The sequence below is a fragment of the Croceivirga sp. ABH4_376 genome (genome assembly GCF_056160685.1).
In genome coordinates, this window is the sequence record NZ_JBSWXQ010000002.1 from 915987 (window position 1) to 942178 (window position 26192).

25 protein-coding genes are annotated in these 26192 nt (G+C 35.7%); 15 read left to right on the top strand and 10 right to left on the bottom strand.

Annotation, left to right across the window (positions count from 1 at the left end; genetic code table 11):
• Nucleotides 1-70 precede the first annotated feature (70 nt).
• The 3 genes from ACXAGS_RS08325 (at nucleotide 71) to ACXAGS_RS08335 (ending at nucleotide 3097) form a co-directional block, all read left to right on the top strand.
• On the top strand, nucleotides 71-712 hold the full coding sequence (locus ACXAGS_RS08325) for an SGNH/GDSL hydrolase family protein (protein WP_474906085.1): 642 nt from the start codon (nucleotides 71-73) through the stop codon (nucleotides 710-712).
• A gap of 9 nt (nucleotides 713-721) precedes the next feature.
• The gene (locus ACXAGS_RS08330; protein ID WP_474906086.1) at nucleotides 722-2308 is read left to right on the top strand and encodes a family 20 glycosylhydrolase; all 1587 of its coding nucleotides are present in this window, start codon (nucleotides 722-724) and stop codon (nucleotides 2306-2308) included.
• 237 nt (nucleotides 2309-2545) lie between these two features.
• Nucleotides 2546-3097, top strand: a complete 552-nt coding sequence (locus ACXAGS_RS08335) for an HNH endonuclease (protein WP_474906087.1) — start codon at nucleotides 2546-2548, stop codon at nucleotides 3095-3097.
• 24 nt (nucleotides 3098-3121) lie between these two features.
• On the opposite strand, the gene ACXAGS_RS08340 is transcribed toward ACXAGS_RS08335, so the two are convergent.
• From ACXAGS_RS08340 to guaA, 4 genes are read right to left on the bottom strand one after another with little or no spacing between them, the layout of a single operon-like run.
• Nucleotides 3122-3670 (bottom strand): DUF922 domain-containing protein, encoded by a 549-nt coding sequence (locus tag ACXAGS_RS08340; protein WP_474906088.1) that lies wholly within the window; start codon nucleotides 3668-3670, stop codon nucleotides 3122-3124.
• Nucleotides 3655-4065, bottom strand: coding sequence for an OsmC family protein (locus ACXAGS_RS08345; protein WP_474906089.1), 411 nt, complete (start codon nucleotides 4063-4065; stop codon nucleotides 3655-3657). Before ACXAGS_RS08345 ends, ACXAGS_RS08340 begins: the two co-directional genes overlap by 16 nt.
• A gap of 1 nt (nucleotide 4066) precedes the next feature.
• Nucleotides 4067-6163, bottom strand: coding sequence for an amino acid ABC transporter substrate-binding protein (locus ACXAGS_RS08350; protein ID WP_474906090.1), 2097 nt, complete (start codon nucleotides 6161-6163; stop codon nucleotides 4067-4069).
• A gap of 53 nt (nucleotides 6164-6216) precedes the next feature.
• Complete coding sequence (gene guaA / locus ACXAGS_RS08355) at nucleotides 6217-7749, bottom strand: glutamine-hydrolyzing GMP synthase (protein WP_474906091.1); 1533 nt, start codon at nucleotides 7747-7749, stop codon at nucleotides 6217-6219.
• A gap of 222 nt (nucleotides 7750-7971) precedes the next feature.
• Between guaA and pgmB the strand changes: the two genes are divergently transcribed.
• On the top strand, nucleotides 7972-8631 hold the full coding sequence (pgmB, locus tag ACXAGS_RS08360) for a beta-phosphoglucomutase (protein ID WP_474906092.1): 660 nt from the start codon (nucleotides 7972-7974) through the stop codon (nucleotides 8629-8631).
• 408 nt (nucleotides 8632-9039) lie between these two features.
• On the top strand, nucleotides 9040-9579 hold the full coding sequence (locus ACXAGS_RS08365; protein WP_474906093.1) for a pyridoxamine 5'-phosphate oxidase family protein: 540 nt from the start codon (nucleotides 9040-9042) through the stop codon (nucleotides 9577-9579).
• On the opposite strand, the gene bshC is transcribed toward ACXAGS_RS08365, so the two are convergent.
• Nucleotides 9568-11169: a bacillithiol biosynthesis cysteine-adding enzyme BshC gene (gene bshC / locus ACXAGS_RS08370; RefSeq protein ID WP_474906094.1), complete on the bottom strand. Its 1602-nt coding sequence runs from the start codon at nucleotides 11167-11169 to the stop codon at nucleotides 9568-9570. The genes ACXAGS_RS08365 and bshC overlap by 12 nt on opposite strands.
• A 126-nt stretch (nucleotides 11170-11295) precedes the next feature.
• On the opposite strand from bshC, the gene ACXAGS_RS08375 reads away from it, so the two are divergent.
• The 4 genes from ACXAGS_RS08375 to ACXAGS_RS08390 all read left to right on the top strand — a co-directional run bounded on the left by ACXAGS_RS08375 (nucleotide 11296) and on the right by ACXAGS_RS08390 (nucleotide 16512).
• Nucleotides 11296-13740: a M14 family metallopeptidase gene (locus tag ACXAGS_RS08375; RefSeq protein ID WP_474906095.1), complete on the top strand. Its 2445-nt coding sequence runs from the start codon at nucleotides 11296-11298 to the stop codon at nucleotides 13738-13740.
• Complete coding sequence (gloA2, locus tag ACXAGS_RS08380) at nucleotides 13740-14123, top strand: SMU1112c/YaeR family gloxylase I-like metalloprotein (RefSeq protein ID WP_474906096.1); 384 nt, start codon at nucleotides 13740-13742, stop codon at nucleotides 14121-14123. The genes ACXAGS_RS08375 and gloA2 overlap by 1 nt, the downstream gene beginning before the upstream one ends.
• 74 nt (nucleotides 14124-14197) lie before the next feature.
• Nucleotides 14198-15463: a carboxypeptidase-like regulatory domain-containing protein gene (locus ACXAGS_RS08385; RefSeq protein WP_474906097.1), complete on the top strand. Its 1266-nt coding sequence runs from the start codon at nucleotides 14198-14200 to the stop codon at nucleotides 15461-15463.
• Between the two features lie 5 nt (nucleotides 15464-15468).
• On the top strand, nucleotides 15469-16512 hold the full coding sequence (locus ACXAGS_RS08390) for a S66 peptidase family protein (protein ID WP_474906098.1): 1044 nt from the start codon (nucleotides 15469-15471) through the stop codon (nucleotides 16510-16512).
• Between the two features lie 2 nt (nucleotides 16513-16514).
• Here the strand turns inward: ACXAGS_RS08390 and rocD are convergent, their stop codons facing one another.
• Nucleotides 16515-17792 (bottom strand): ornithine--oxo-acid transaminase, encoded by a 1278-nt coding sequence (rocD, locus tag ACXAGS_RS08395; RefSeq protein ID WP_474906099.1) that lies wholly within the window; start codon nucleotides 17790-17792, stop codon nucleotides 16515-16517.
• 167 nt (nucleotides 17793-17959) lie between these two features.
• Between rocD and rlmD the strand changes: the two genes are divergently transcribed.
• The 4 genes from rlmD to ACXAGS_RS08415 are packed head-to-tail and all read left to right on the top strand — an operon-like array spanning nucleotide 17960 to nucleotide 21360.
• Nucleotides 17960-19369: a 23S rRNA (uracil(1939)-C(5))-methyltransferase RlmD gene (rlmD, locus tag ACXAGS_RS08400; protein WP_474906100.1), complete on the top strand. Its 1410-nt coding sequence runs from the start codon at nucleotides 17960-17962 to the stop codon at nucleotides 19367-19369.
• A gap of 7 nt (nucleotides 19370-19376) precedes the next feature.
• Nucleotides 19377-19871, top strand: coding sequence for a DUF6452 family protein (locus tag ACXAGS_RS08405; RefSeq protein ID WP_474906101.1), 495 nt, complete (start codon nucleotides 19377-19379; stop codon nucleotides 19869-19871).
• Nucleotides 19852-20625, top strand: coding sequence for a DUF6048 family protein (locus tag ACXAGS_RS08410; RefSeq protein ID WP_474906102.1), 774 nt, complete (start codon nucleotides 19852-19854; stop codon nucleotides 20623-20625). Before ACXAGS_RS08405 ends, ACXAGS_RS08410 begins: the two co-directional genes overlap by 20 nt.
• Nucleotides 20626-20664: 39 nt before the next feature.
• Complete coding sequence (locus ACXAGS_RS08415; protein ID WP_474906103.1) at nucleotides 20665-21360, top strand: carbon-nitrogen hydrolase family protein; 696 nt, start codon at nucleotides 20665-20667, stop codon at nucleotides 21358-21360.
• Between the two features lie 12 nt (nucleotides 21361-21372).
• Here the strand turns inward: ACXAGS_RS08415 and ACXAGS_RS08420 are convergent, their stop codons facing one another.
• From ACXAGS_RS08420 to ruvX, 3 genes are read right to left on the bottom strand one after another with little or no spacing between them, the layout of a single operon-like run.
• Nucleotides 21373-21795: a DUF5606 family protein gene (locus ACXAGS_RS08420; protein WP_474906104.1), complete on the bottom strand. Its 423-nt coding sequence runs from the start codon at nucleotides 21793-21795 to the stop codon at nucleotides 21373-21375.
• Nucleotides 21796-21849: 54 nt separating this feature from the next.
• A complete protein-coding gene (gene def / locus ACXAGS_RS08425) occupies nucleotides 21850-22440 on the bottom strand; it encodes a peptide deformylase (protein WP_474906105.1) in 591 nt (196 codons plus the stop codon).
• 3 nt (nucleotides 22441-22443) lie between these two features.
• Complete coding sequence (ruvX, locus tag ACXAGS_RS08430; protein ID WP_474906106.1) at nucleotides 22444-22854, bottom strand: Holliday junction resolvase RuvX; 411 nt, start codon at nucleotides 22852-22854, stop codon at nucleotides 22444-22446.
• Between the two features lie 102 nt (nucleotides 22855-22956).
• Between ruvX and ACXAGS_RS08435 the strand changes: the two genes are divergently transcribed.
• Nucleotides 22957-23772: a 2,3,4,5-tetrahydropyridine-2,6-dicarboxylate N-succinyltransferase gene (locus tag ACXAGS_RS08435; protein ID WP_474906107.1), complete on the top strand. Its 816-nt coding sequence runs from the start codon at nucleotides 22957-22959 to the stop codon at nucleotides 23770-23772.
• A gap of 3 nt (nucleotides 23773-23775) precedes the next feature.
• Here the strand turns inward: ACXAGS_RS08435 and ACXAGS_RS08440 are convergent, their stop codons facing one another.
• Nucleotides 23776-24813, bottom strand: coding sequence for a glycosyltransferase (locus tag ACXAGS_RS08440; RefSeq protein WP_474906108.1), 1038 nt, complete (start codon nucleotides 24811-24813; stop codon nucleotides 23776-23778).
• 122 nt (nucleotides 24814-24935) lie between these two features.
• Here ACXAGS_RS08440 and glf point away from each other — a divergent pair, with 122 nt between their 5' ends.
• Nucleotides 24936-26036, top strand: a complete 1101-nt coding sequence (gene glf / locus ACXAGS_RS08445; protein WP_474906109.1) for a UDP-galactopyranose mutase — start codon at nucleotides 24936-24938, stop codon at nucleotides 26034-26036.
• The last annotated feature ends 156 nt before the right edge of the window (nucleotides 26037-26192 follow it).

The window sequence follows — 26192 nt, forward strand, 5'->3', positions numbered from 1 at the left end:
GTTTAAGATGTTACACCTAACAACCAACAGCCTAAATTCTTCGTAATTTAACGGGTTATAATTTTTAAATATGCTATATAGGATATCCATACTTCTTTTTTTATTTGGCCAAATGGTAGCGGCACAAGCTGGATTTGAAAATGAAGTAAAAGCAATAACTGCTCATAACGATTCCATATGGAATCAAGAAGAATCTACCATTGTGTTTACCGGGAGCTCTAGCATACGGATGTGGAAAGATTTACAAGAGAGATTTCCAAACCAACAAGTGTTAAACACAGGCTTTGGTGGTTCTCAAGCATCTGACCTACTCTATTTTTTAGACGACCTTGTATTAGACTATAAGCCTAAAACCGTATTTATTTACGAAGGTGATAATGATATCTCCGCAAAAAAAAGACCCAAGGAAATCTTGGGTACGCTACAGGAAATAATACAAAAGATTAAAAAAGACAATCCGGCAACCAATATAGTATTAATCTCTGCCAAACCAAGCATAAGCCGCTGGAAATTAAGGGGTAAATATAAGAGACTAAACAGAAAATTAGAAAAACTGGCACAAAAAGAACAACTCATAAATTATGCAGATGTTTGGTATGCCATGTTAGATGGAAAAAAATTACGTACCGATTTATTTATAGCAGACGGCCTACATATGAATAAAATGGGATACGATATCTGGTATTACCAACTTAAACCATGGATTAAATAACCACCAACAATGAAAACTAATTTTTTAAAAACTACAGCACTATTCTTAGCGATTATTGCTCTTGCGGCATGCGAAGAAAAAAAAGAGATAATAAACTATCCACAGACAGATTTAGCAATAAACAATATAATTCCTAAACCACTAAAAGTAATACCAACCAACTCCGGCTTTGGTCTGGATAGCGGTACGGTTATCTATACCAACCAAACTACAAAAGGATTTGAAAATGTAGGCAAATACCTTGCGGAAAAGATTAAGCATCAGATAAATTTAGATGTACCGGTGAACGCTTCTGCGGAAGAAAGTGTATCTAGAATGATATTTATAAATCAAACAGATAGCCTACCACTAGCTTCCCCAGAAGCATATGAACTGTATATTAAAAACGACTCTATTATTTTAAACGCCAAAAATGCAGCTGGTGCTTTTAGGGGTATTCAAACATTAAGACAACTAATTCCAGAAAAAAGTAATGATACCCTTTCTAGTAAACCTATGTGGGTTATACCTTCTGGTAAAATTTTAGATGAGCCAAACTTTAGTTATCGTGGTGCCATGCTAGATGTTGCCAGACACTTTTTTACGGTAGAGGAAGTTAAAAAATATATTGACCTTTTGGCGTACTACAAGTTTAACAAGTTTCATATGCACCTAACAGATGATCAAGGTTGGCGTATAGAAATTAAAAGCTGGCCAAAGCTTACGGAGATTGGCGGAGCATCTGAAGTTGGCGGTGGTAAAGGTGGCTATTATACACAAGAAGATTTTATGGAGCTTGTTGCTTATGCAGCAGAAAGGCATATTGAAATTATACCAGAAGTAGACTTACCGGGACACACCAATGCCGCTTCTTTAAGTTATCCTTTTTTACATGATGCCAACGGTAGGGCAAAAACACCTAGGGTACGCACAGATATGCTAGTAGGTTATAGCTCTTTTGACGTTAGAAAAGATACCGTTTATAGTTTCTTGGACGATGTGATTGGTGAGATTGCAGCCATTTCTCCTAGTAAATATTTTCATATAGGTGGTGACGAAACTTTTGCTACCACTAAAAAGGATTATCTATATTTTGTAGAGCGTGTAGAAGGAATAGTTGAAAAGCACGGGAAAAATGTTATAGGTTGGAATGAAATTTCTCAAGCAAAAATAGCACCAAATTCGGTACATCAATTATGGAAAGAAGTACATCACTCACTAGAAGCCGTTAAAAATGGTTCTAAAATAATTTTAAGTCCAGGTAAGAAAATGTATCTAGACATGAAGTATGATAACGATACCAAACTTGGACTAACATGGGCAGGCCTAATTCCCGTGGATACTTCTTACCAATGGAATCCGGAAACCTATATAAAAGAACTGGACAAAGAAGATATTTTGGGCATAGAAGCTCCCTTATGGTCCGAAACCATAAGCAACTCCGAAGAGCTAGAATATTTAGCTTTTCCTAGGGTTATTGGTTATTCAGAATTAGGTTGGAGTGTTCAAAAAAATAGAAATTGGGAGGATTACATAAAAAGGTTGGTAGGCCATCAAAGTTTTCTAGAAAGAGAAAAGGTAAACTACTACCCTTCTGCTAAAATTCCGTGGAATTAAATATTTGTAAGAGCAAAATATACCTAAAAGACTAATAGTCAAGCCTATTTTTGTAGTATAAATCCCAAAAAAGTAAGCTAAAACTTACTTATTTGGGATTATTTATTTAATTTTCAACGAATTAAGTCGACATTTTATCCGACTATCTCCCAAAAACCCCATTTTTTTTGTACTTTTCCCCTAGTTTTTGTGGGGGATTTACACAGTGATACACAAAATACTAATACACGATAGCTAATGATTAGGAATTATTGGAATGAGGAGTGGAAGGATGTCCAATTCGATGAAAAAATTTCCAAAGACGCTAAATTCAAGATTTCAAATTACGGAAGAGTAATCAACTGTAAAGGAGAAAAAGAATTTTTAGTTACGGAATCTTTTATCAATGGATACCAAAACCTACCTCTAAAACAAGAGAAAAACGGAAAGTCTACCAGTAGGTATGTACACAAATTGGTAGCAGAACATTTCTTAGAGAAAAAAGAAGGTGATCAGTATGTAATTCATTTGAATTATGACAAGAAAGACAACCGGGTAGAAAATTTAAAGTGGGCTACTAAAGAAGAAAAGGAGAAGCACCAATTTACCAATCCGGAGTACCTTAACAAGCCACGTAAAAGAACATACTCTAAGCTAACGGAAGCCAAGGTAAAGTTGATTAAGAGAAAAATCAACGACCCTAACCGCAGAACCAGAATGAAAATGATTGCCAAGCAATTTGGAATTTCTGAAATGCAACTTTACCGTATTAAAAGCGGAGAAAACTGGGGATCAGTTACGGAGTATTAAAAAATTTATTTTTATTGCAGAACGTTATGGCTGTGCATCTAACCGCTCCAGAGCTTCAGAAATTCTTTGTTGCCATTTTTCTTGTGCCTTGGCATTTCTAGAGAAACTGGTTTCCCAGTCATAACGCTCTTGCATTTCCTTAAGTTCTTTTAAGGTTTTACGATAAATTTTATTTATTTCTTCTTTTACGTTTTCTGTAAAGGTAGTTCTAGATACTTCAAATTTCATTTTACGGGCATGTAGTTCCGTAATATCAAAATGTATTTGTTCGTGCTGCAGAACATGGTTATTGGCCAATTCTGGTCTGTACCAAGATTCTGTAGGGTAAAAATACGCGGTAATGGTTATATTTACCTTTACCTCATGGTACCACATATTGGCCGTATATTCATAACTAATGCCACTAGCAGTGGTAGCAGCGGGATCGGCATCTTTTGGAACATCTCCTTTAAAATCTTGCCATGTCAACTTTCTTTCTTGCTGCCAAACCAGAGCGTTTTCATACTCTTGACCTCTCAGCCAGAATGAACTGAGTAAAAATAGAATACCAACTATTTTTATTCCAAGACCCATTTAAACGTAATGGATTTAGTAATATCTGGATGCAAACTATACAACACAGGACAAGTATTTGCGGTATGCTCTAAAATACTACGCTCTTTTTTTGTTATCTGCTCTGGCAAGTAAAGCTCCACGTCTATTTGACTTATCCTTCTTGGATTAGCTGCCATATGCTTGGTAACTTCTGCATAAGCACCCTCTATAGAAGCATCTAATGTTTTGGATTTTATACCCATCATGGTTAACATACAACTTGCCAAACCGGTAGCAACCGTATCTGTAGGTGAGAAAGCTTCGCCCAAACCATTATTGTCTACTGGTGCATCTGTTACAAAGGTGGCACCACTTCTAATATGCTCACAAGTGGTTCTTAGTTTGCCCGTATACGTTACTTTAGATGTTACCATATTATTTTAATTCATTTATATACAAGTTCTCATTGTACTCCAAAAGGTAAGTAGCTTTGTTAAAGTAACCTGCTGTAAACTTGTTATAATAATCAAACTTATTTCCAGAATATTCTGTTTGACCAATAAACTTAGCCGTTTCAAATAAGTTTTTCTTATAAGCCAACTTCAAGAGCAAATCCATAGTAATATCGTACCCCCTAACCGCATAGCGGTCTGGTTCAATTCCATACATTTTTTCATATGCTCTTGAAAATGTGCTATCACCATTAATCTTGTAGGGAGACGGAAAAGTAAATTCTAAATTTCCTAGGTGAGGCCTAGAAATGTCCTCCCCTTCAAATGCATTATTGTAATTGGTAGTAAACATTTTCACCTTAATTTTAGGACCAATGGCATCGTTAAGGTTAGAAGAGTTTACAATTGACACCAAACTTGCTGCTAGATTATCGTCTTCTGTTTCTACAAAAACCCAATTAGGCACATATTTAGAAAGCATTGCCTTGAAGTCTACCAGGTGCAGGGAACCATCTTTGCTCATTTTAGCCACCCTTGCTTTTGGAAACTTTTTGATTATGGCTTCTTTTGCCGTATTGTGCTTGGCATCTGCAATTACAATTATTTGTTCGTCTTTGCGAAGATCTGCCACCTTTTCTAATATGCGATTTCTCAAAATAGAATCGTGGGGTACGGTGTAGAAGACATTATTAAAATTTAAATCATTATCTGAAGCAAAAGGTACAATAACAGGCACATTGGACTGAGATGCCGTTGTAGCCACCGTACTAATTAATTTAGGAGCTATTGGCCCTACAATAGCGTCTACGCCGTAAAGCGATTGTGTTTCCATAATAGCCTTTACCTTCTCTTGGCTCATTTCGGTATCAAAAACCTTTACATTTACAGAAATACCTCTTCGTTTCATAGAATCTATGGCTACCATGGCACCCGTATACATGCCCATAGCAATAGACATATCTTTACGCTTGGTTAATTGATTCTTTGTTTGCGAAGTATTATTAAAATCGATGCGGTCTATTCTAAAAGGTAACAAGAACATTAAATTGGGCTTGTTCTCTACTTTAATACTATCCAGCAAATTAATCTGATCTATTACAAGTGCATTTTTAACCTGTAGCTGATTCTCTTTTAATCTTGGTAATTTTAGAACCATACCTGCTTTTAAACCGTTTTCTAATTCTGGGTTTAAAGTGAACAAAGAATCCCTACTGATCTTGAGATTTTGAGTTAAGTTAAAAACCGTTTGCTTTGGTTTTACCTGATAAAAAATATAATTATCCGTATTAACCGTGCCCTTGGTTGGCTGCTTTTTGGGCAACCTAAGTACCATACCTTCTTTTAAACCGCCTAACTCTTTTATCTCCGGATTTAAGGTAATTACAGAATCCACAGAAATACCATAATTCTGGCTAATCCTAAAAATACCTATAGATTTAGGTACGGTATACGACTCAAACAAGCCAACTTGTTGTTCTTTTAAACTATCTCCCTTTGGTCTTGGTAACTTCAAGGTTTGGCCAACAGAAAGATAAGCCGTATTCTTAGGTAATTCAGGATTCAAACTTAAAAGGCTATCTATAGTAATTCCATATTTATTGGCAATACTCCATCTAGTTTCCTTGGGCTGCACGGTGTACGTTAAAAACGCTATATCGGTTTCTTCCTCTTCTTCTACCTCTGGATACTTTGGTATTTGCAGCACCATTCCCTTTTGTAAGGGTTCTGCGTACAATCTTTTATTGTAACGCTTAAGCTGATCTTCTGTAATCTTATATTCTTGGGTAATTCCAAACAGCGTTTCCTTTCTACGTACTTTATGCCTAGTGTAACCAATTGGTTTTACTTCTTGCACAACCTCATTTTCTGGCAAATTATTACTATCCGAGACGTTGGTTACACCACTTAAAGAAATTACCAAAATGGTATTGGGTTTTATTTCTTCTTTGTTTTTTATCTCTGGATTTTGCTTAAGTATAGATGCAGGTGTTACCTTATATTTTTTGGCAATACTATATAAAGTCTCTCCTTTTTCTACAGCATGTGTGGTATACTTTTGCTGTGCCTGAAGGGCTATCATGCCCAAAAAGAAGAAACCAAAAGATAAAATTGAAAAAATTACTTTTTTAACCATTATTCCCATTCTATTGTTGCTGGCGGTTTAGAGCTTATATCATAAACTACTCTATTTACACCTTTTACTTTATTTATAATCTCGTTAGAAATTTTCTGTAAAAACTCATAAGGTAGATTAACCCAATCTGCCGTCATACCATCCGTACTTTCTACCGCCCTTAAAGCTACACATTTCTCATAAGTACGCTCGTCTCCCATTACTCCCACACTATTTACGGGTAAAAGCATTGCGCCGGCCTGCCATACCTTGTCATACAGGCCATATTTTTTTAGACCTTCAATAAAAATGGCGTCTACCTCTTGTAACATGCGCACCTTTTCTGGGGTTATATCTCCTAAAATACGAATTCCAAGACCTGGGCCCGGAAAAGGATGCCTACCCAAAATGTTCTCTGGCATTCCAAGACTTTTTCCCACTCGCCTAACCTCATCTTTAAAAAGTAGATGCAATGGCTCTACTATTTTTAACTTCATATAGTCTGGCAAACCGCCTACATTATGATGACTTTTAATGGTAACCGAAGGCCCTCCACTTGCAGAAACAGACTCTATCCTATCTGGATAAATGGTACCCTGTGCCAGCCAAGTAGCATTTTCTACCTGTTGCGACTCATCGTCAAAAACGTCTATAAAAACCTTGCCAATAATTTTTCTTTTTCCTTCTGGATCCGATTCTCCTTTAAGGGCGTCCAAAAAACGTGCCGAAGCATCTACACCCTTAACATTAAGCCCCATTCCTTTATATTGCTCTAGTACCTGTTCGTATTCATTTTTACGCAATAAACCGTTATTCACAAAAATACAATACAACTGATTGCCTATAGCTTTATGCAACAACATAGCCGCAACACTAGAATCTACCCCACCTGAGAGACCAAGAATAACCTGATCATCACCTATTTTTTCTTTTAGTTCATCTACCGTTTCCTCTACAAAGGCAGCAGGTGTCCAATCTTGTTTTAAACCCGCAATATTTACTAAAAAGTTTTTCAACAATTTACTACCTTCTGTTGTATGATATACTTCTGGATGAAATTGAATAGCATATGTTTTTTCGTCCTTCAGTTTAAAAGCAGCATTTTCTACATCTTCCGTGCTAGCTAATAACGCAGCGCCTTCTGGCAATTCCTTAATCGTATCACTATGGCTCATCCATACCTGGGAACCGGGTACTAGACCATCTAAAAATGGCTCATTTTCCTTAAAGTTGCTTAAATGTGCCCTACCATATTCTCGCGTAGCGGAAGGAGCTACATTACCACCATTAAAATGTGCCAAATATTGCGCGCCATAACAAATACCTAACAGCGGTTTTTTTCCTTTTATGGCAGATAAATCTGGATGCGGCGCTTGTTCTGACCTTACGGAATGCGGCGAACCAGATAAAATAACTGCCTGATAAACAGATAAATCTTCTGGAGGATTGTTATACGGTTTAATTTCTGAGTAAATATTAAGTTCCCTAACGCGTCTTGCGATTAACTGAGTATACTGGGAACCAAAGTCTAGGATTAAAACTTGATTATGCATGGGCAAAAATAGCAAATTGATAGAGTACCAAAAGTACCTTTTAAGGATATTTATTACATCTTTTAAAAAACACTTATTTACAATAAGTTATCTTGTGCAAACTAAAGCAATTTTACCATGATGCCACCAAACGCGGTCTTATTTTTACATGCTAATTAACCTTATGTAGTTTTTTTCTTAACAATTTTAGAGTTTTCTTTGCGTCTCAAACCAAATATCAAAATGATTAAAGGATTTATTTTTGATTTGGATGGTGTTATTACAGACACCGCCGAATTACATTTCCTTGCATGGAAAGCATTGGCAGACGACATGGGTTGGCAGTTTGACCGTGATTTGAACGAAAAACTTAGAGGTGTTTCTAGAATGGATTCCATAGGAATTATAATGGAACATAATGCAGTACGTTTACCTGCAGATGAAGTAGCAGCATTAGCAACCAAAAAAAATGATATTTATGTTGCGAGCTTGGACCAAATAACCACTGAGGATTATTTACCGGGTGCAAGAGAACTTTTAACCCACTTAAGACAAGAAGGGTTTAAAGTTGCACTTGGCAGTGCCAGTAAAAACTCTGCAAAAGTGCTACAGCAATTAGATGCCACCAAATACTTTGATGTAATTGGAGACGGCAATAGTGTTAGCAAGAGCAAACCTGCACCAGATATTTTTCTCTTTGGAGCAGAAAAACTAGACCTAAAGCCAGAAGAGTGTATTGTTTACGAAGATGCAGAAAGTGGTGTAGATGCCGCTAAAGCAGGTGGTTTTTATAGTGTTGGTATTGGACCAAAAGATAGGGTTGGCCATGCTAATGTTTGTTTTAACAGCATGAAAGAAGCCACTCTTTTTGAAGTGAAATCACATTTTAAAGATTTGTTCTAAAAAATAGTTTTTAAAAAAGCAAAAGCCCCGGGAACCACTCCGGGGCTTTTTAATTTAAAATCAAAACCAACCTAAATACATGAATTATAAATTCATATAATTATGTTTTAAAACTTTTTCCTAGCAATTTTTATAGTATAACAACTAAAACAGATTATACCCTACCTAAAAACCTAAGAAAATTTTTATATCTGATAAATTTTGGCCTTTGCAACCTACTTAGGTAAAGTTATAATAGACTACACCATATAATTAAAATCGCTTCCATCAATGTTTATTTTCAAATTATTCAAAATAGTTTCAATCTCTACACAGAAGTGATTAAGATTCATAGTTTATATTTAAATTTAAGTATTCGTAATAGCCAGTTACCCTTTGCTATTGGGTGTATAAATTTTAATTGAAAGAATGAATAATATCTATTTAGCTGAAATAAAAAAAGAGCTTAAAAGCGCCTTAAATACCCATGAACACCCATTTAAGTATTTTGTATGCAGCAGTATTGACGGTTCAATGCCTAAACAAAGGACAGTGGTTTTAAGGGACTTTAAGGATACTTACAAACTAATTTTCTATACAGACAAACGCTCTGCTAAAGTGGAACAATTAAGAAATAACTCCGCTATATCTGCACTATTTTATCATCCTGATAAAAAATTACAATTGATATTTACCGGTAATGCAAAAATTACAACAGACACAAAAGCATTACATAATGTTTGGACCTCTTTATCCGATAACGCAAAAAAGGATTACACAACCCAAAAAGCACCTGGTAGCAGCAAAGAGCCAAACGAAACAATAGAGTATTTAACAAACCGTAATTTTTTCTGTCAAATTGAAATTGAAACAGAATGTATAGAATACCTAAAACTGGAAAAGCCACAACATCAAAGGATTCTATTCACAAAACTAGACTGGTGGGAAGAACAGTTCTTAGTCCCGTAAAACCATAAATTCTAAATGAAGGGGGTTCAGTTTTTCCTTTAAAATTGGAATTAACTCCGCACCATATTCTAGATACATTTCAGAAAAATTGAGTTGTCTTTCTTGTAAGGAATAGTTTGGAAAAAGCTGATTTTGCAGCTCTGTTAAGCGAGTTACTTGATCCTTTAGTTTTCGTTTTTGGGCCTTCAATAAGCGTTTTTCTAAATTATCCAATCCCTTTTTTTGTTTCACTTCTTGCGCCTTTACAGCTCCTAGAAAAGAAGCATCGGTCTGTTTCGCTAACTCGTAAAGTGCTTTAAACTGTGCTTCTAATGCTTTCTTTTGCGGTGCAAAGTCAATATCGATATTCGAGATTTTACGAATTTTTTTATTGATGAGTCTGTTCTGTTTTAAGAACAAATCTTCAACACTAAGGTCCATTTGCTTTAATTTCGCTTCTTCTTTTCGGGTAATTATCAAAACTGAATTACGCAACAACAAAATAGGAAATGGAACCTGCAACGCCTTAAAATATTGTTTTAACTGAAGCCAGTAAGCCAACTCCCCTCCTCCTCCAATATAGCAAAGGTTTGGCAAAATCACTTCTTGGTACAATGGCCTGGCAATTACGTTGGGTGAGAAACGTTCTGGATGTACCTCCATTTCTTGCAATAGTGTTTCTTTGGTAAATTCTATTTCGGTATCGTTCACGTAATAGTTAGTTCCTCTCTGTACAATCCTTTCTCGTAGATTGTCCTTGAGGTAGAAATAATTAATTTCTCTTGGATTTACTTGAATTTTATAGTCTTCACAAGCTTCATTTAACCCGTTTATGGTCTCAGACACTATAGCGTGTGGTTTTTGATCAATAATATCGGCCTTCATAAAAGGCACCAAGAGTTTTTTTAAATCAATATCATCCCCATCCACTATTACTAAGCCGTACTGCTTAAAAAGCGTGTTTACCAAATATCGGGTGGCCTTTGTTAGAGTATCCTGCTCCAAATAGGCCGTTCTAAATAAATCTTTTAATTGTTGTGCACGCTCCAAGGAACCCATTTGGGCATCTATTACTTCGTATACATCAGATAACCCATTGGTTTTTAATCTACCTACAGCTCCTGAGGCTTGTCTGTTCCATTGTATTTTTTTTCCTTTAAAGTTGAAAAAATTTATTTCGTCAAAATCATGATCTTCTGTCGCCATCCAATAGATTGGCACAAAATTATATTCTGGATTTTCCTTCTTTAAAGTTTCTGCCAGATTAATGGTTGCTATTATTTTATAGAGAAAATACAAAGGCCCCGTAAATAGATTAAGTTGATGCCCAGTTACAATGGTAAACGTGTTAGTCTCTTTTAAACTTGCTATATGCTGTTTGGTAAGTTCTGAAGTAGAAAAACCCTGATATTGATTTTCTAACGCCTTTACCAATATGGCCCTATTTTCAACCGGAAAAGATGTGGCCTTTTCTTGTATTTGTTCCTTTAGATTAGCTAATCCCGGAAAACGACCATAAAATGGTTTTAACTTTTGATTCTGTTCTAAATAATCTAGAATTAACCTAGAAAAATATCCGGTTTCTTTATAAGGAATACAATCTACATCCATGAAAAAGCGCAAAAAATTGGGTTAAAGATAAGTTTCTTAAAAATTAGGCGTCCTAAAAATTTCGTTAATTGCCGAAACTAAAAATTTGTTCTAGATTTGAGACACACCAAAAAACCATACAACCCTATGAGGCTATTTTTACTACTTTGTTTTTCTTTATTCCTGAGTATTTTAAAAGCTCAAAACATAAAAACTCCTTCAGAATTTTTAGGGTACGAATTGGGCACCCAATTTAGTAGACATCATGAGGTGGTAGATTACTACGAATATTTAGCAGAAACGGCTCCAGACAGGGTTAAGTTAATTAGGTATGGTAAAACCAACGAAAGAAGACCGTTAATTTTGGCTTACGTCTCATCTAAGGAAAACATAAGCAATTTAGACGCCATACAAGCAGAACACCTAAAAAGTATAAACAATAATGGTGCTAATGATAAGGCTATTGTGTGGTTAAGTTATAATGTGCATGGCAATGAAAGTGTGAGTACCGAAGCATCTATGAAAACCATTTACGCTTTATTGACAGAAAAACAAGCTTATCTAGAAAACACCGTAGTTATAATTGACCCTTGTATTAACCCAGACGGTAGAGATCGCTATGTAAATTGGTACAACCAAAACAAAAACACACCTAACCAAATAGATCCCAATAGTGTAGAACACCATGAAGGCTGGCTTTCTGGCAGAAGCAATCATTACATGTTTGATTTAAATAGGGATTGGGCTTGGTTAACCCAAATTGAAAGTCAACAACGGTTAAAACAATACAATAAATGGATGCCGCACGTGCATGTGGATTTTCATGAACAAGGGGTTAACAACCCATATTATTTTGCGCCAGCTGCAGAACCATACCATGAGGTGATAACTGATTTTCAACGTCAGTTCCAAGAGACCATTGGAAAAAACCATGCTAAATATTTTGATGCCAACGGTTGGTTCTATTTTACAAAAGAAGTTTTTGACCTATTGTATCCTAGTTATGGCGACACCTACCCTATGTATAATGGTGCTATTGGTATGACCTACGAGCAAGGAGGCAGTGGTAGGGCAGGATTAGGTGTTATAACCAATAATGGAGATACCTTAACCTTAAAAGATAGAATAGACCATCATTTTACCACTGGATTGTCTACTGTTGAAGTCGCTTCAAAGAATTCAATAAAACTAAACGAAGAATTCAAAAAATTCTATCAAAACAAAAATTACAAGTATAAAAGCTATGTTCTTAAGGGAGACACAGATAAACTAGATGCACTTACCAAACTATTAGACCATCATGAGATAACCTATGGTTTTACCAAAAACAGTACGGTTAAAGGCTATAATTATACCAATGGAAATTTTGGAAGTATGAGTACGGAGCAAAATGCATTGGTGGTTTCTACCGATCAACCTAAGGGTACAATGGTTAAAGTTCTTTTTGAGCCAAATGCAAAGTTAAGTGATTCCTTAACCTATGACATTACCGCATGGTCGCTACCTTATGCGTACGGTTTAGAGGCCATTGCAACTACTAGTTTGGTTAATACGCAGAATAGTATTACTAATAAAGAATCAATACCGTTTAAACCTAATTCATATGCTTACGTTACCAACTGGAACAGTTTAAAAGACGCTCGGTTTTTAGCAAACTTGTTACAAAATAAGATTAAGGTTAGAAAAGCTACTACCCCATTTACAATTAACAACCAGTCTTTTGAACGCGGTAGTCTAATCATAACCCATTCTGACAATGAAAATGTAAAAGATTTTGAACAAATACTACTAGAAACGGCCAAAGAAACCGACAAAATTTTACACGCTGTAAGTACTGGATTTGTGGACAAGGGTAAAGACTTTGGTTCTAGTTATGTAGACATGATAAAAGCCCCAAAAATTGCTGTACTGAGCGGAGAACCAACAAGAACGTTGCAATTTGGTGAAATATGGCATTTTTTTGAACAGCAACTACACTACCCAATTACCATTTTAGAAAGTTCATACGCCAAAAGAGTAGATTTAGCCGCCTATGATGTTTTAATATTACCAGACGGTAATTATGGTCGTTTCTTGGACGAAGACACCCTTAAAGATTTAAAAGAATGGGTGCGGTCTGGCGGTAACCTTATTGCCATGAGTGGTGCTATTGACCAATTAGCCAGTAAAGGTGGTTTTGGTATAAAAAAGAAAAAAATTGAATCTGAAGAGAAAGAAAAGCCTTTAGCCCATAAAGATTTACAACGCGAATCCATGAAAGAAGCCATTACTGGTGCCATTTTTAAAACCAAGGTAGATAACAGTCATCCATTGGCTTTTGGCTATACAGACACTTACTTTACCCTAAAACTAGGTGCCAAAGCTTTTGATTATCTAAAAACGGGTAACGCCGTATACCTTGAAAATAATACCACACCTGTTTCTGGTTTTGCAGGTAGTTCTGCTCAAAAAAAATTAAGTAATACGCTTGTATTTGGAGCAGAAAAAATGGGTCGTGGTCAAGTAATTTACTTAGTAGACAATCCGTTATTTAGAGGTTTTTGGGAAAATGGAAAATTGTTTTTTGCCAATGCTTTGTTTATGATAGATTAATGCTAGAAGGTATTCATCATATAGCAATAATTTGTTCAGATTACAAAAAATCGAAACACTTCTATACAAACGTGTTGGGGTTTACTATAATTAAAGAAACCTATAGAGAAGAACGCGATTCCTATAAATTAGACCTAGCCTTAAACGGCAATTATTGTATAGAATTATTCTCGTTTCCTAACCCACCTAAAAGACCTTCTAGACCAGAGGCACAAGGGTTAAGACACCTAGCTTTTAGAGTTTCTAATTTGGAAGAGAGTATTTTAAGATTAAAACGATTTAACGTTAGTACAGAACCAATAAGAGTAGACGAAATAACGCAAAAGCGATTTACTTTTTTTGAGGACCCCGATTATTTACCTTTAGAACTTTACGAAGAATAACCAGGAATAAGACCAAATTAAACAGTTGGCAGCCTAAGAAAATTTATTCGTAAATTTAAAGTAAAAGTCTAGGCATGAAAAGGTTTAAAATTTTGTTCACAATCGCTGCTTTGGTACTTACCAGCACTACAATATTGGCACAAAAAGAATCGTACAGGGAATATGGAGGGGTTGTTTTAGAAGAAGGCTCTAACAAACCACTAGCTCTTGCTACTTTAAGCATAGAAAACACCAATACCAGTACCATTACCAATACGGATGGGGAGTTTAGCCTTAAAGTTCCGCTTACTACAAAAAATGCGCAAGTTGTAATCTCTTTTTTAGGGTACGAGACAAAGACAGTGCCTTTAACCAATCTAAAAAATAAGGAGAACAAAATTTATTTAACCGTTGCCATAACCCAATTAGCTCCAGTAGATATAAACGCGCCTAAAAACGTGGAAAGATTGGTATGGGAGGTTTTTAGCAAAAAAGGTGAAAAGTATTTTGATAAGCCTACCATAATGACGGCATTTTATCGGGAAACCATAAAAAAAAGACGTAAGAATGTTTCACTTTCAGAAGCTGTGGTCACCATCTATAAAAGTCCTTATGAGGCGGATCGTAAAGATGCTATGAAAATTTACAAAGCTCGAAAAAGCACAGATTATAGTAAATTAGATACCGTTGCGCTAAAATTGCAAGGTGGTCCATTTAATACACTGTACGTAGATTTAGTACGTTATCCGCAATATGTGTTTTCCGAAAATGCCATGAACGAGTATGATTTTAAGTTCAACGGCACTACCTATATAGATAATAGGCTTATTTATATTGTAGATTTTAATCAATTGGCAACTATTACATCTCCTTTATATAAAGGTAAATTGTATATAGATGCTACCAATAAAACCTTAACCAGTGCTATTTATCAATTAAACATTACCGATAGAAATTTAGCAGCAAAATTATTTGTACGCAGAAAACCTGCCAATGTAGATGTTTGGCCAACAGAGGTAGCCTACCGTGTAGATTACAGGGAACAAAATGGTAAATGGTATTTTGGTTATAGTAATATTCTAATGGAATTTAAGGTAGATTGGAAAGGCAAACTATTTAACTCTGTTTACAGTATGGCCGCAGAAATGGCCATAACAGATTGGGAAAACAATACCGATGGAGCCAACCTAAAGAATAGAGAAAAATTAAAAAGCTCTATAATACTTGCAGATGAGGCCGATGGTTTTTCAGACCCGGATTTTTGGGGCGCATATAACATTATTGAGCCAGAAAAATCTATTGAGAACGCCATTAAAAAAATACAAAGACAATTAAAACGTGAAGAACGTAAAGGCGCTTAAACTAAATGAAAAATAGAAGGGGCTTTTTAAAACAAACCGCAATAGCAGCGGCAGCTGCAGTTCTACCACATACGGGGTTTTCACAGAATACGGAAATTAAAACCCTGAAAGCAAAACGACTAAAAAAAGGAGACACTATAGGTATAATTGCCCCGGGCTATAGATTGTCAAAAGATGCATTAGATGATGTTTTTAAAACTGTAAGAAGTATGGGGTTTGTTCCGTACTACACCCATAGACTTAACAACAATTACGGCTATTTTAGTAATACGGATAAAGAACGAGCCGCAGACCTCAACGAAATGTTTACCAACCCAAATGTTGACGGTATACTTTGTGCAAGAGGCGGTTATGGATGCACCCGAATATTAGACTATATAGATTTTAATACTATAAGAAAGAACCCAAAAGTTTTTATTGGTTTTAGTGATGTAACTGCTTTGTTAAATCCTATTTATCAGCAAACAGGTCTGGTGGGTTTTCATGGCCCAGTGGGTACCACCTTATCCAACACTTTTAGCCAAAAATGGCTTAAGCAATTGGTTATGAAAAAGAAGAATAGCCTTAAACTAAAAAATGCTACTCCTAAATTGCAGGAAGAGATTGTAAATCCGGAATTTGAACAACATTGTATACATCCTGGAAAAGCAAATGGAATTCTAGTTGGGGGGAGTCTTACTTTAATCACAGCACTTCTAGGGACACCTTATGAAATTGATTTTACTAATAAACTGGTCTTTATTGAAGAGATAGAAGAAGCACCATACCGTATAGATCGTATGCTAACACAACTATTGAGCAGTAGCACTTTTACTAATGCTACCGGAATTATATTAGGAATTTTTAAAGGTTGTGACCGTACTAAAGAAAAGACCAATTTTATGCTTAAAGAAGTTTTGGTAGACAGGTTAAGTACATTAAAAATCCCTGTAGCTTATGGTTTTAGTTTTGGACATATTTCTCAAAATCTAACCATACCTACAGGAATTAATGCTTCTTTTAATGCCGAAAAAAAATCTCTTGTACTACAAGAGAATACGGTTTTGTAAGATTACTTTTTAAAAGCTTTAAGTGTTTTTTCTATAATAGAAACACAATCCATAAGCTGTTCTTTGGTCATGACCAAAGGCGGTGCAAAACGTATGATGTTGCCATGTGTTGGTTTTGCTAAAAGTCCATTCTCTTTTAATGCCATACATATATCCCAAGCAGTGCTACTGTCTTCGGTATCGTTAATAACAATAGCATTTAGCAAACCTTTGCCCCTAACCTTAACTACTAAATCCGTTTCTGCAATAATCCTTTCCATTTCAGAGCGGAATAGCTCTCCCAGCTCAGCTGCATTTTCTGCTAAACGTTCATCCCTTACCACTTCTAATGCAGCGGTTGCCACGGCGCAGGCCAGCGGATTACCGCCAAATGTTGATCCATGGTTGCCAGGGCGTATTACCTCCATTATCTCATCATTTGCCAAAACAGCAGATACTGGAAAAACACCTCCAGAAATGGCCTTACCTAAAATTAATACGTCTGGTTTTACTTCTGGTTCTCCAGAACAATTACGATCCGCACAATTACAGTTTCCGCAAGTAGCGAGTAGTTTTCCCGTTCTAGCTATGCCGGTTTGCACCTCATCTGCAATAAAGAGTACGTTCTTTTCCCTACATAATTCCCTAGCTGCTTTAATATAGCCTTCATCTGGAACAAATACCCCTGCCTCTCCTTGTATTGGTTCGGCAATAAATGCCGCTACATGTTCATCCTGTAATGCTTCGGACAAAGCCGCTATGTCATTGTACGGTATAGAAACAATTCCTGGAGTAAATGGTCCAAAATTTTCAGTAGCAACAGGATCGTTAGAAGCAGATATTATGGTAATGGTACGCCCATGAAAATTATTTTCACAGACTATTATTTTAGCTTGATTTGCCGGTATTCCTTTTTTCTCATACCCCCATTTACGCGCTAATTTCAAAGCCGTCTCCACAGCTTCGGCACCTGTGTTCATGGGTAACAATTTATCGTACCCAAAATACGATGTAGCGAATTTTTCAAATTTACCCAATTGGTCATTATAAAATGCCCTAGACGTTAAAGTAAGATTTTGTGCCTGATCGGTAAGTGCCTTAATAATTTTAGGATGACAATGCCCTTGGTTTACGGCAGAATAGGCAGAAAGAAAATCAAAATATTTCTTGCCCTCTACATCCCACACAAAAACACCATCTCCTTTGGTTAAAACCACTGGTAGCGGATGGTAGTTGTGTGCACCATACTTGTTTTCTAAATCAATTGCTTGCTGTGAAGTTAAATCTTGTAAAACAGCCATTTTAAAAAGTTTTTATTATTGTTAAAACAACCATTCCTTCTGTACCTTTATTTTTCTGAAATGCTCCAGAAAAGCAGCGTGGGAGAGAAATCACCCCTATTTTGCCAAAGTTAATAAAACTTAAATCGCCTACCCTAATAAGCCCGTTAAAGATGTATTTTTGCGGCATGAGAAGAAAAAGTCGTAAAAAGCTGTTTGAAAAGGTCGCCGTTGTAGACGCTGGGGCAAAAGGTAAATCTGTTGCCAAATCGCCAGATGGCCGCGTAATCTTTTTATCCAATGCCGTACCCGGAGATGTAGTAGATATACAAACTTTTAAAAAACGTAAAAACTTCTTTGAAGGAACTGCAGTTCGTTTTCATGAACTATCAGACAAACGCACCACTCCTGAATGCGAACATTTTGGCACCTGTGGCGGCTGTAAATGGCAACATATGGGTTATGAGCATCAACTGTATTATAAGCAAAAAGAGGTTGAACAGAATTTAATGCGTATTGGGCAACTAGAGTTGCCAGAAATCTCACCTATACTCGGTTCTAAAAAGCACTATTTTTACCGTAATAAAATGGAATTTTCTTTCTCTGATTCCAGATGGCTTTCTTTAGATGAAATCCAATCTGATAAAGAGATAGAAAACAGAAACGCACTTGGTTTTCATATACCTGGTATGTGGGATAAGATACTAGACATTAATAAATGTCATCTGCAACCAGACCCAAGTAATGCCATACGTTTAGAAACCAAACAATTTGCTCAAGACCATAATTTAGAATTCTTTAATCCTAGAAACCAAACCGGGTTATTACGCACCTTAATGATAAGAACCAGTACTATTGGTGAAGTTATGGTGGTAATTCAATTTTTTAAGGACGAAAAAGAACAAATTGCAATGGTTTTAGACCATTTAGAAGCAAATTTTCCAGAAATAACCAGCTTACAATATGTGGTAAACAGTAAACAAAACGACACTATTTACGATCAAGATATTATTTGCTACAAAGGAAGAGATCATATTTTTGAAGAAATGGAAGGTCTGCGATTTAAGATTAACGCTAAATCATTTTATCAAACCAACCCAGAGCAAGCATACGAATTGTATAAAGTAACCCGTGATTTTGCCGACTTAACTGGAAACGAATTGGTTTATGATTTGTATACGGGAACAGGTACCATTGCACAGTTTGTTGCTAAAAAAGCTAAAAAAGTTATTGGTATAGAATCCGTACCAGAGGCAATTATAGACGCTAAGGCCAATGCTGAGGCAAATAACATAAATAACGCATCGTTTTTTGTGGGCGATATGAAAAACGTATTTGATGGCGATTTTATAAACAAAAATGGTGTTCCAGATGTAATTATCACCGACCCACCTAGAGACGGAATGCACAAAAAAGTTGTTGAACAATTGTTAAACGTTGCTCCAGAAAAAATTGTTTACGTAAGTTGCAACAGTGCTACACAAGCTAGGGATTTGGCGCTGATGAATCATCAATACAAGGTAGTTAAAGTACAGCCTGTAGACATGTTTCCGCAGACACACCATGTAGAAAATGTGGTACTTTTACAAAAAAGATAATACATACATGAGGCGATTGCTATCTGTTTTTATTTTAGTACTTCTAATTCAATTTTCGTCTTGTGAAAAAGATGATATCTGTGTGGCTGGAGACACACCTGAATTGATTTTGGGCTTTTATGACTATGAAGATCCAGAAACAGAAAAATCTGTACCTAATCTTAGATCTACGGAAACTTTATCCAATTTGGTGGTAAATACCCTTGGCAATAAAACTACTGATAGCTTACCGCTTCGTACAGATGCCTCTAGTACTACTTTTGTCTTAAACAATAATTATAGTGTTGCGGAAGATGGTACGGTTAATGGAAATCCGGACACGGTTACGTTTACCTATACCGTAGAAGAAGAATTTTTATCTACGGCATGTGGGTACATTGCAAATTATAACGAGCTTACCGCAGCGGTTGAACCAGATGCCAGTAATTGGATAGATAGTATAGCCGTAGCGGTTACATTAGTTAAAAGAGACACGTTAACCCATGTTAAGATATTTCATTAAGTTAATACTTTGCTTGGTTTTGTTTAGCAGTAATGGCTTTGCACAAACCAAGACCATTGACCTTCAAGAAAAAGATACCATTACTAGAAAATATGCTTATGGTCTGCGCATAGGGGTAGACCTTAGTAGACAAGTATTAGGTTTTTTAGACGATAATTATAATGGACTAGAAATAGTTGCCGATTATAGGCTAAACGATAAATGGTATTTAGCAGCAGAAGTAGGTAATGAAGAAAAAACAAAGGACGAAAACATAGGTAATTCGGTCTTATACGACTATACCGTTTCTGGGAATTATATAAAGTTAGGTGCAGATTACAACACCTATGGCAATTGGTACGGGATGAGTAATTTAATTACCGTTGGTGGCCGTGTTGCACACAGTTCCTTTTCCAATACAGTAAACAATTTTAGCTTTTATAACGAAAACCGAACATATGCTCCAGAAGGAGATTTTGTTTTAGGGAGCAATACCCCTACGGAATACGATGGATTAAGTGCCACTTGGTTAGAATTTGTTCTTGGCTTAAAACACGAGGTTTTTAATAATGTGTATTTGGGAATGAGTGTTAGAATGGCGCACTTGCTATCTAATAAGGAAGCAGATAATTTTAATAACCTGTGGATTCCGGGCTTTAACAAAGTTACGGAAGATGCTAAATGGGGTGTTGGATACAACTATTCTATCTCCTATTTTATTCCGTTATATAAAAAGATCAAAAAACCAAAAGAGGTTACGGAAAAAGAGGAATAAAGAATACTAATATTCCTATGGTATGTGTAAACTTGTAATATGCAACTAGCATTATTACAAATAAAGTCAGAGCTTGGCGCCATTCAACAAAATCTAAAAAGACATAAGGAATGGGTAACCAAAGCTTGTATCCAAGCTACTGATTTAATAGTTTTTCCTGAATTATCCTTAACGGGATATACATCCAAACAAGCTAACAATCTAGCGTTTACTGGGGAGGATCCAACTTGGGATATCTTTTCAAAACTAAGTAATCAATACAATACAACTATAGTTGTAGGTTGCCCGCTAGAAACTGATAAAAACCCAAAAATAGCTGCTGTTATAACCAATCCACAACAAAAAACCGAATGCTACACAAAGCATCTTTTACATTTAGATGAGCAACCTTTTTTTGATAACGGGCCAAACTTTAATGCCTTTTACATAGCGGGTAAAAAGATTATATTTTTTATTTGCTATGAAAGCTTCACAAATAAAGCTATTGAATTCATTAAAAAAGAAAATCCAGATGTAGTTGTGGCATCTGTGGCTAAAACAAAAAAAGCTATGGTAAGTAGTTATGACTATTTACAGGAACTAGCCAAAAATACTGCTACCACAATTGGTATTGTAAATTGTGTTGGGCCTTGTGAGGGTTTTGTAGGCGGTGGCCTTAGTGCCTTTTGGGATACCAATGGAAACCTAATCAGTTCTTTAGCAGAAGAAGAAGGTGTTTTAAGAATTTCCCTCTAACAAAAAAGAATTTTACTCTTCTTCTGAAGTATCTTCTTCGGTAACCGGCGCAAACTCAGTAATACCATTATCATGTAGTAGATTATACCACTGTATAATTTTCTTAATATCACTGGCATACACCCTATCTTCATCATAGTTAGGCAATACTTCAAAAAAGTATTCTTCTAACTTTATTTTTTCCTCTTTGTGATGAACAGCAGTTTTGCCCCCATTTTCTTTATCCTTTATTTTCTGAAAAACCTCTCTTAATGGAACTTCTTCCTCCAAGGTATAAATGGCTATTTCAGACAGTACGCTTACGTTATTTCTAAAACCAACAGTAATTCTTTTACCATCAATTAAAGATTCTCCAACAAAACCGGTACGGGTTTGTGTTAATAATTTGTACAATCCTGGTTTTCCACCAATAGATAATATTTTCTCCAACGCCATGTTTATCTAAATTTATGCGCGCAAATTTATGCTTTTATAAAAACTGCCCAAGTATTAACGTCCTTTTTTCAATAAAGGAAAACGCATTTTATACTCAACCCTAATCTTTCCTTTTGAAATCTTGTCTAATCTACTCTTTAACAAACGCTTTTTTAAAGAAGACAATTTATCCGTGAACAGCACACCTTCTATATGGTCATACTCGTGCTGTATTACCCGCGCCAACAAACCATCATACTCTTCTGTATGGGTGTTAAAAGCTTCGTCTTGGTAGGTTATTTTAATCTTTGGTTTTCTATACACATCTTCCCTAACATCCGGTATACTTAAACAACCTTCGTTAAATCCCCATTCTTCTCCGGTCTCTTCTTCAATATTTGCATTGATAAAAACCTTTTTAAAACCATCCAATTGTTTACTTTCTTCTTCAGACAAATCTTCGTCATTGGAAAAAGGGGTAGTATCTACCAAAAAAATTCGAATTGGTAATCCAACTTGTGGCGCTGCCAAACCCACACCACTAGCATTATACATGGTCTCCCACATATTTTGCAAAAGTGAATCCAAATTGGGATATTCTTTTGTTATCTCAGTAGCTTTTTTTCTTAAAACTGGGTCTCCGTAAGCCGTAATTGGTAAAATCATATGCTATTTTCTCTCTAAATAAGATTGTAAAATCAAGGTAGCGCTTATCTGGTCTACCAAAGCCTTATCTTGTCTTTTTTTCTTTTTTAATCCACCATCTATCATGGTACGCACTGCCAATTTAGAGGTAAACCTTTCGTCTTGCCGTTCTACGGGCAAATTGGGAAAATTTTGTTGAAATTTAGACAGAAAAGCTTTAATTAGGTTTTCAGATTCAGAGGCAGAACCATCCATCTGTTTAGGTTCCCCTACTATAACCTTCTCTACATTTTCTTGAGCAAAATAATTTTTAAGAAAAGGTATTAGTTCTTTGGTTGGTACCGTTGTTAAACCAGATGCAATCAATTGTATTTCGTCTGTTACGGCAATACCTGTTCTTACCTTACCATAATCCAATGCCATTAACCTTGCCACAAAATCTAAATTTTGGCAAAAATAGCCCTAAAAATGTTATGCATTTAAAATTAGGGGGATTTATTGTCTTTCTAAAACTATCTTTACGTCAAAATTGAAGTAATGACAGAACTTAAAGCACTTATAGAAAAAGCTTGGGATAATCGTGATTTATTAAAAGAAGAAGCAACCCAAAACGCTATAAGAAAAGTAATAGATTTAATAGATGAAGGTACTTTACGTTGTGCTGAACCAACGGCAGATGGTTGGCAAATAAACGAATGGGTTAAAAAAGGCGTGGTGCTTTATTTTCCCATTCAACAAATGGAAGTATTGGAGGCCGGTATTTTTGAATATCACGATAAAATTCCATTGAAAAAAGGTTACAAAGAAAAAGGTATTCGTGTAGTACCACATGCTGTTGCTAGACACGGGGCCTACATTTCTAAAGGCACTATTTTAATGCCTAGCTATGTAAACATAGGTGCTTACGTAGATGAAGGTACTATGGTAGATACGTGGGCCACCGTAGGTAGCTGTGCACAAATAGGCAAAAACGTTCACTTAAGTGGTGGTGTTGGTATTGGTGGTGTATTAGAGCCATTACAAGCTGCTCCCGTGATTATAGAAGACAATGCTTTTATTGGTTCTAGATGTATTGTTGTAGAAGGGGTACGCGTAGAAAAAGAGGCTGTATTAGGAGCTAACGTTGTTTTAACCGCATCTACAAAAATAATTGATGTAACAGGTGATGAACCTTTAGAAATGAAAGGGAGAGTACCTGCACGTTCTGTGGTAATCCCTGGCAGTTACACTAAAAAATTTGCAGCGGGTGAGTACCAAGTGCCTTGTGCTTTAATCATTGGTAAACGAAAGGAAAGTACCGATAAGAAAACTAGTTTAAACGATGCCCTTCGTGAACATGATGTAGCGGTTTAAACCTTAGACTAACTGTAATGCTTTGCCCATGGCCGTTTCCAAAAAATGTCCTTGGGCAATTTTTTTTCTAGTTACCGCTACCTTTCTTACCATTGTTTGGTAATCATTTTCTGAAATTGTTGCAACTTTTTGGGATAATTCCTCTAAGGAATCTATAGTAAAACCAATACCTTCTTCTTCTACCAATTTGGCAACCGCAGCCTTTTTCCAAATAATTAATGGTAGCCCGGCCAATAAATACAACGAAGTTTTATGTGGATTATTAAATTGAACATAGTTGCCAAAAGCACCATCGCAGCGGTTAACCGCATTACCGTTCCATACCAAGCCAAAATTTCCTTTTAAATGGTTTAAAACCTCATCTGGAGCAAAACTTCCATGGTAATTCAAAATAGAATTTTCCCCTACCTTTTCCTTTTGAAAACCCCCGCCATAAAGCTCCAATTTAAAATTAGGTTCTTCTAAAGCATTCAATTTGTACAAAAACGCACTCTTTTCCATTCCCAAACCGCCGGCAAATACAATTTCCGTACCTTTAGAAGAAGGTAATAGCGGTAGGGCCTGACCTGCCTTTAACAAGTAATCAAATAGATAATTAGAAACTAGCTTGCCCATAAAACCGTTGGCTTTAAACCAAGATAACATGGCTGTGTTGTGCACTACTAAAACGTCTGCCCTATTAAACAGTTTCATTTCTTTAGCAACTTCCTTATTCTTACCCATGAGTGTTTTTACATCGTGAACAATAAGGATTATTTTACAGCCCTTTATTTTGGCCCATTTGGTTTTGTACCCATAAAATTTGCTAAGCGGATATTGCATAACCAAAGTAGACCTTTTTGGTAATGTTAACAGCCCTTTAGTTATACCAAAAAAACTTATTATGGCACCTAACGCGGAACTTTTATAATTAGATTGCTTAAACCCTAAATTAACAATACCCATTTTATCCAAAATCGTTTCGCAATCCATTTTTGGTTTGGATGCTGCATTTTTGGCGAACTTATAGTTCCTAGAGATATAATAAACGTTTTTAGTCACAACTAAATTTTAAAATATTCTTCAAAGATATTACTATACATATCAATTTAAAGCAGCTAATGCCCATCTAAAAGTAAACTTGCGGTTATCTTTGATGTGAATTTATTACACAACTGTATTTAATGTACGATTATCTTATTGTTGGTGCTGGTTTATATGGAGCGGTATTTGCACATGAAGCCAAAAAAAATGGAAAAACCTGTTTGGTCATAGACAAAAGGGAACATTTAGGTGGTAATATTTATTGTGAAAATGTAGAAGGTATTAACGTTCATAAATATGGTGCACACATTTTTCATACTAACGATAAAAACATCTGGGACTACGTAAATTCTTTTGTTCCATTTAATAGATATACCAATTCGCCTTTGGCAAATTACAAAGGGAAACTTTACAATTTGCCATTCAACATGAATACATTTTATCAGCTCTGGCAGGTAAAGACACCACAAGAGGCCCTTACCATCATAGAAAAACAGACCGCTAAATACAAACATGAACAACCAACCAATTTGGAAGAACAAGCTTTAGCTTTAGTTGGTGATGATATTTATTCCAAACTGATAAAAGGGTATACAGAAAAGCAATGGGGACGCAAGGCAACCGAGTTACCAGCATTTATTATTAAACGTTTGCCACTAAGATTTACATTTGATAACAACTATTTTAATGATACCTATCAAGGTATACCTATTGGGGGTTACAATAAGCTAATTAATGGTCTATTAAGTAATATAACCTGTAAAACCAATGTTGACTTTTTTGAACATAAGCAAGAATTACAAAAGTTAGCACATAACACTGTTTTTACGGGTAAGATTGATTCTTATTTTGATTATAAATTTGGAGCGTTAGAATATAGAAGTCTACGATTTGAACATGAAATTTTAGACCTTCCAAACTACCAAGGTAACGCAGTGGTTAACTATACCGAAGCCAAAATACCTTATACCCGGATACTAGAGCACAAACATTTTGAATTTGGAAAACAACCAAAAACGGTCATAACCAAAGAATATCCGCTAGAGGCTGGCATTAAAAATGAACCCTATTATCCTGTTAATGATGTACCAAACAACAAACGCTACAATAAATACAAGGAATTAGCCAAGAATGAAAAAAATGTACTATTTGGTGGTAGATTGGCCGAATATAAATATTATGACATGCACCAAGTAATTGGTAGTGCACTGGCTAAAACCAAAAAGCTTTTTGATTCTTAAATAGAAGTCTGTTTTATATATTTCACAACATCTTACGCAACCTTTTAACAATTTAGGAGTCTATTAACGGACTCATTAATTTGTAAGAAAAAGTAACAGTTATACAATTTAATTGTTGTTTTTAAGTTATAATTTTGCGAGTACCAAACGGGCATA

Excerpts from the sequence above, each read along its gene's own strand:
- pgmB (WP_474906092.1), top strand. The coding sequence starts at position 7,972 with ATGATTAAAGGATTTATTTTTGATTTGGATGGTGTTATTACAGACACC.
- def (WP_474906105.1), bottom strand. The coding sequence starts at position 22,440 with ATGATTTTACCAATTACGGCTTACGGAGACCCAGTTTTAAGAAAAAAA.
- ACXAGS_RS08410 (WP_474906102.1), top strand. The coding sequence starts at position 19,852 with ATGTTAAGATATTTCATTAAGTTAATACTTTGCTTGGTTTTGTTTAGC.
- ACXAGS_RS08375 (WP_474906095.1), top strand. The coding sequence starts at position 11,296 with ATGAGGCTATTTTTACTACTTTGTTTTTCTTTATTCCTGAGTATTTTA.
- ACXAGS_RS08385 (WP_474906097.1), top strand. The coding sequence starts at position 14,198 with ATGAAAAGGTTTAAAATTTTGTTCACAATCGCTGCTTTGGTACTTACC.
- rocD (WP_474906099.1), bottom strand. The coding sequence starts at position 17,792 with ATGGCTGTTTTACAAGATTTAACTTCACAGCAAGCAATTGATTTAGAA.
- ACXAGS_RS08350 (WP_474906090.1), bottom strand. The coding sequence starts at position 6,163 with ATGATAGCCCTTCAGGCACAGCAAAAGTATACCACACATGCTGTAGAA.
- ACXAGS_RS08420 (WP_474906104.1), bottom strand. The coding sequence starts at position 21,795 with ATGGCGTTGGAGAAAATATTATCTATTGGTGGAAAACCAGGATTGTAC.
- glf (WP_474906109.1), top strand. The coding sequence starts at position 24,936 with ATGTACGATTATCTTATTGTTGGTGCTGGTTTATATGGAGCGGTATTT.
- bshC (WP_474906094.1), bottom strand. The coding sequence starts at position 11,169 with ATGGATGTAGATTGTATTCCTTATAAAGAAACCGGATATTTTTCTAGG.
- ACXAGS_RS08345 (WP_474906089.1), bottom strand. The coding sequence starts at position 4,065 with ATGGTAACATCTAAAGTAACGTATACGGGCAAACTAAGAACCACTTGT.
- ACXAGS_RS08340 (WP_474906088.1), bottom strand. The coding sequence starts at position 3,670 with ATGGGTCTTGGAATAAAAATAGTTGGTATTCTATTTTTACTCAGTTCA.
- ACXAGS_RS08390 (WP_474906098.1), top strand. The coding sequence starts at position 15,469 with ATGAAAAATAGAAGGGGCTTTTTAAAACAAACCGCAATAGCAGCGGCA.
- guaA (WP_474906091.1), bottom strand. The coding sequence starts at position 7,749 with ATGCATAATCAAGTTTTAATCCTAGACTTTGGTTCCCAGTATACTCAG.
- ACXAGS_RS08405 (WP_474906101.1), top strand. The coding sequence starts at position 19,377 with ATGAGGCGATTGCTATCTGTTTTTATTTTAGTACTTCTAATTCAATTT.
- ACXAGS_RS08335 (WP_474906087.1), top strand. The coding sequence starts at position 2,546 with ATGATTAGGAATTATTGGAATGAGGAGTGGAAGGATGTCCAATTCGAT.
- ACXAGS_RS08330 (WP_474906086.1), top strand. The coding sequence starts at position 722 with ATGAAAACTAATTTTTTAAAAACTACAGCACTATTCTTAGCGATTATT.
- ACXAGS_RS08415 (WP_474906103.1), top strand. The coding sequence starts at position 20,665 with ATGCAACTAGCATTATTACAAATAAAGTCAGAGCTTGGCGCCATTCAA.
- ACXAGS_RS08435 (WP_474906107.1), top strand. The coding sequence starts at position 22,957 with ATGACAGAACTTAAAGCACTTATAGAAAAAGCTTGGGATAATCGTGAT.
- ACXAGS_RS08365 (WP_474906093.1), top strand. The coding sequence starts at position 9,040 with ATGAATAATATCTATTTAGCTGAAATAAAAAAAGAGCTTAAAAGCGCC.
- gloA2 (WP_474906096.1), top strand. The coding sequence starts at position 13,740 with ATGCTAGAAGGTATTCATCATATAGCAATAATTTGTTCAGATTACAAA.
- rlmD (WP_474906100.1), top strand. The coding sequence starts at position 17,960 with ATGAGAAGAAAAAGTCGTAAAAAGCTGTTTGAAAAGGTCGCCGTTGTA.
- ACXAGS_RS08325 (WP_474906085.1), top strand. The coding sequence starts at position 71 with ATGCTATATAGGATATCCATACTTCTTTTTTTATTTGGCCAAATGGTA.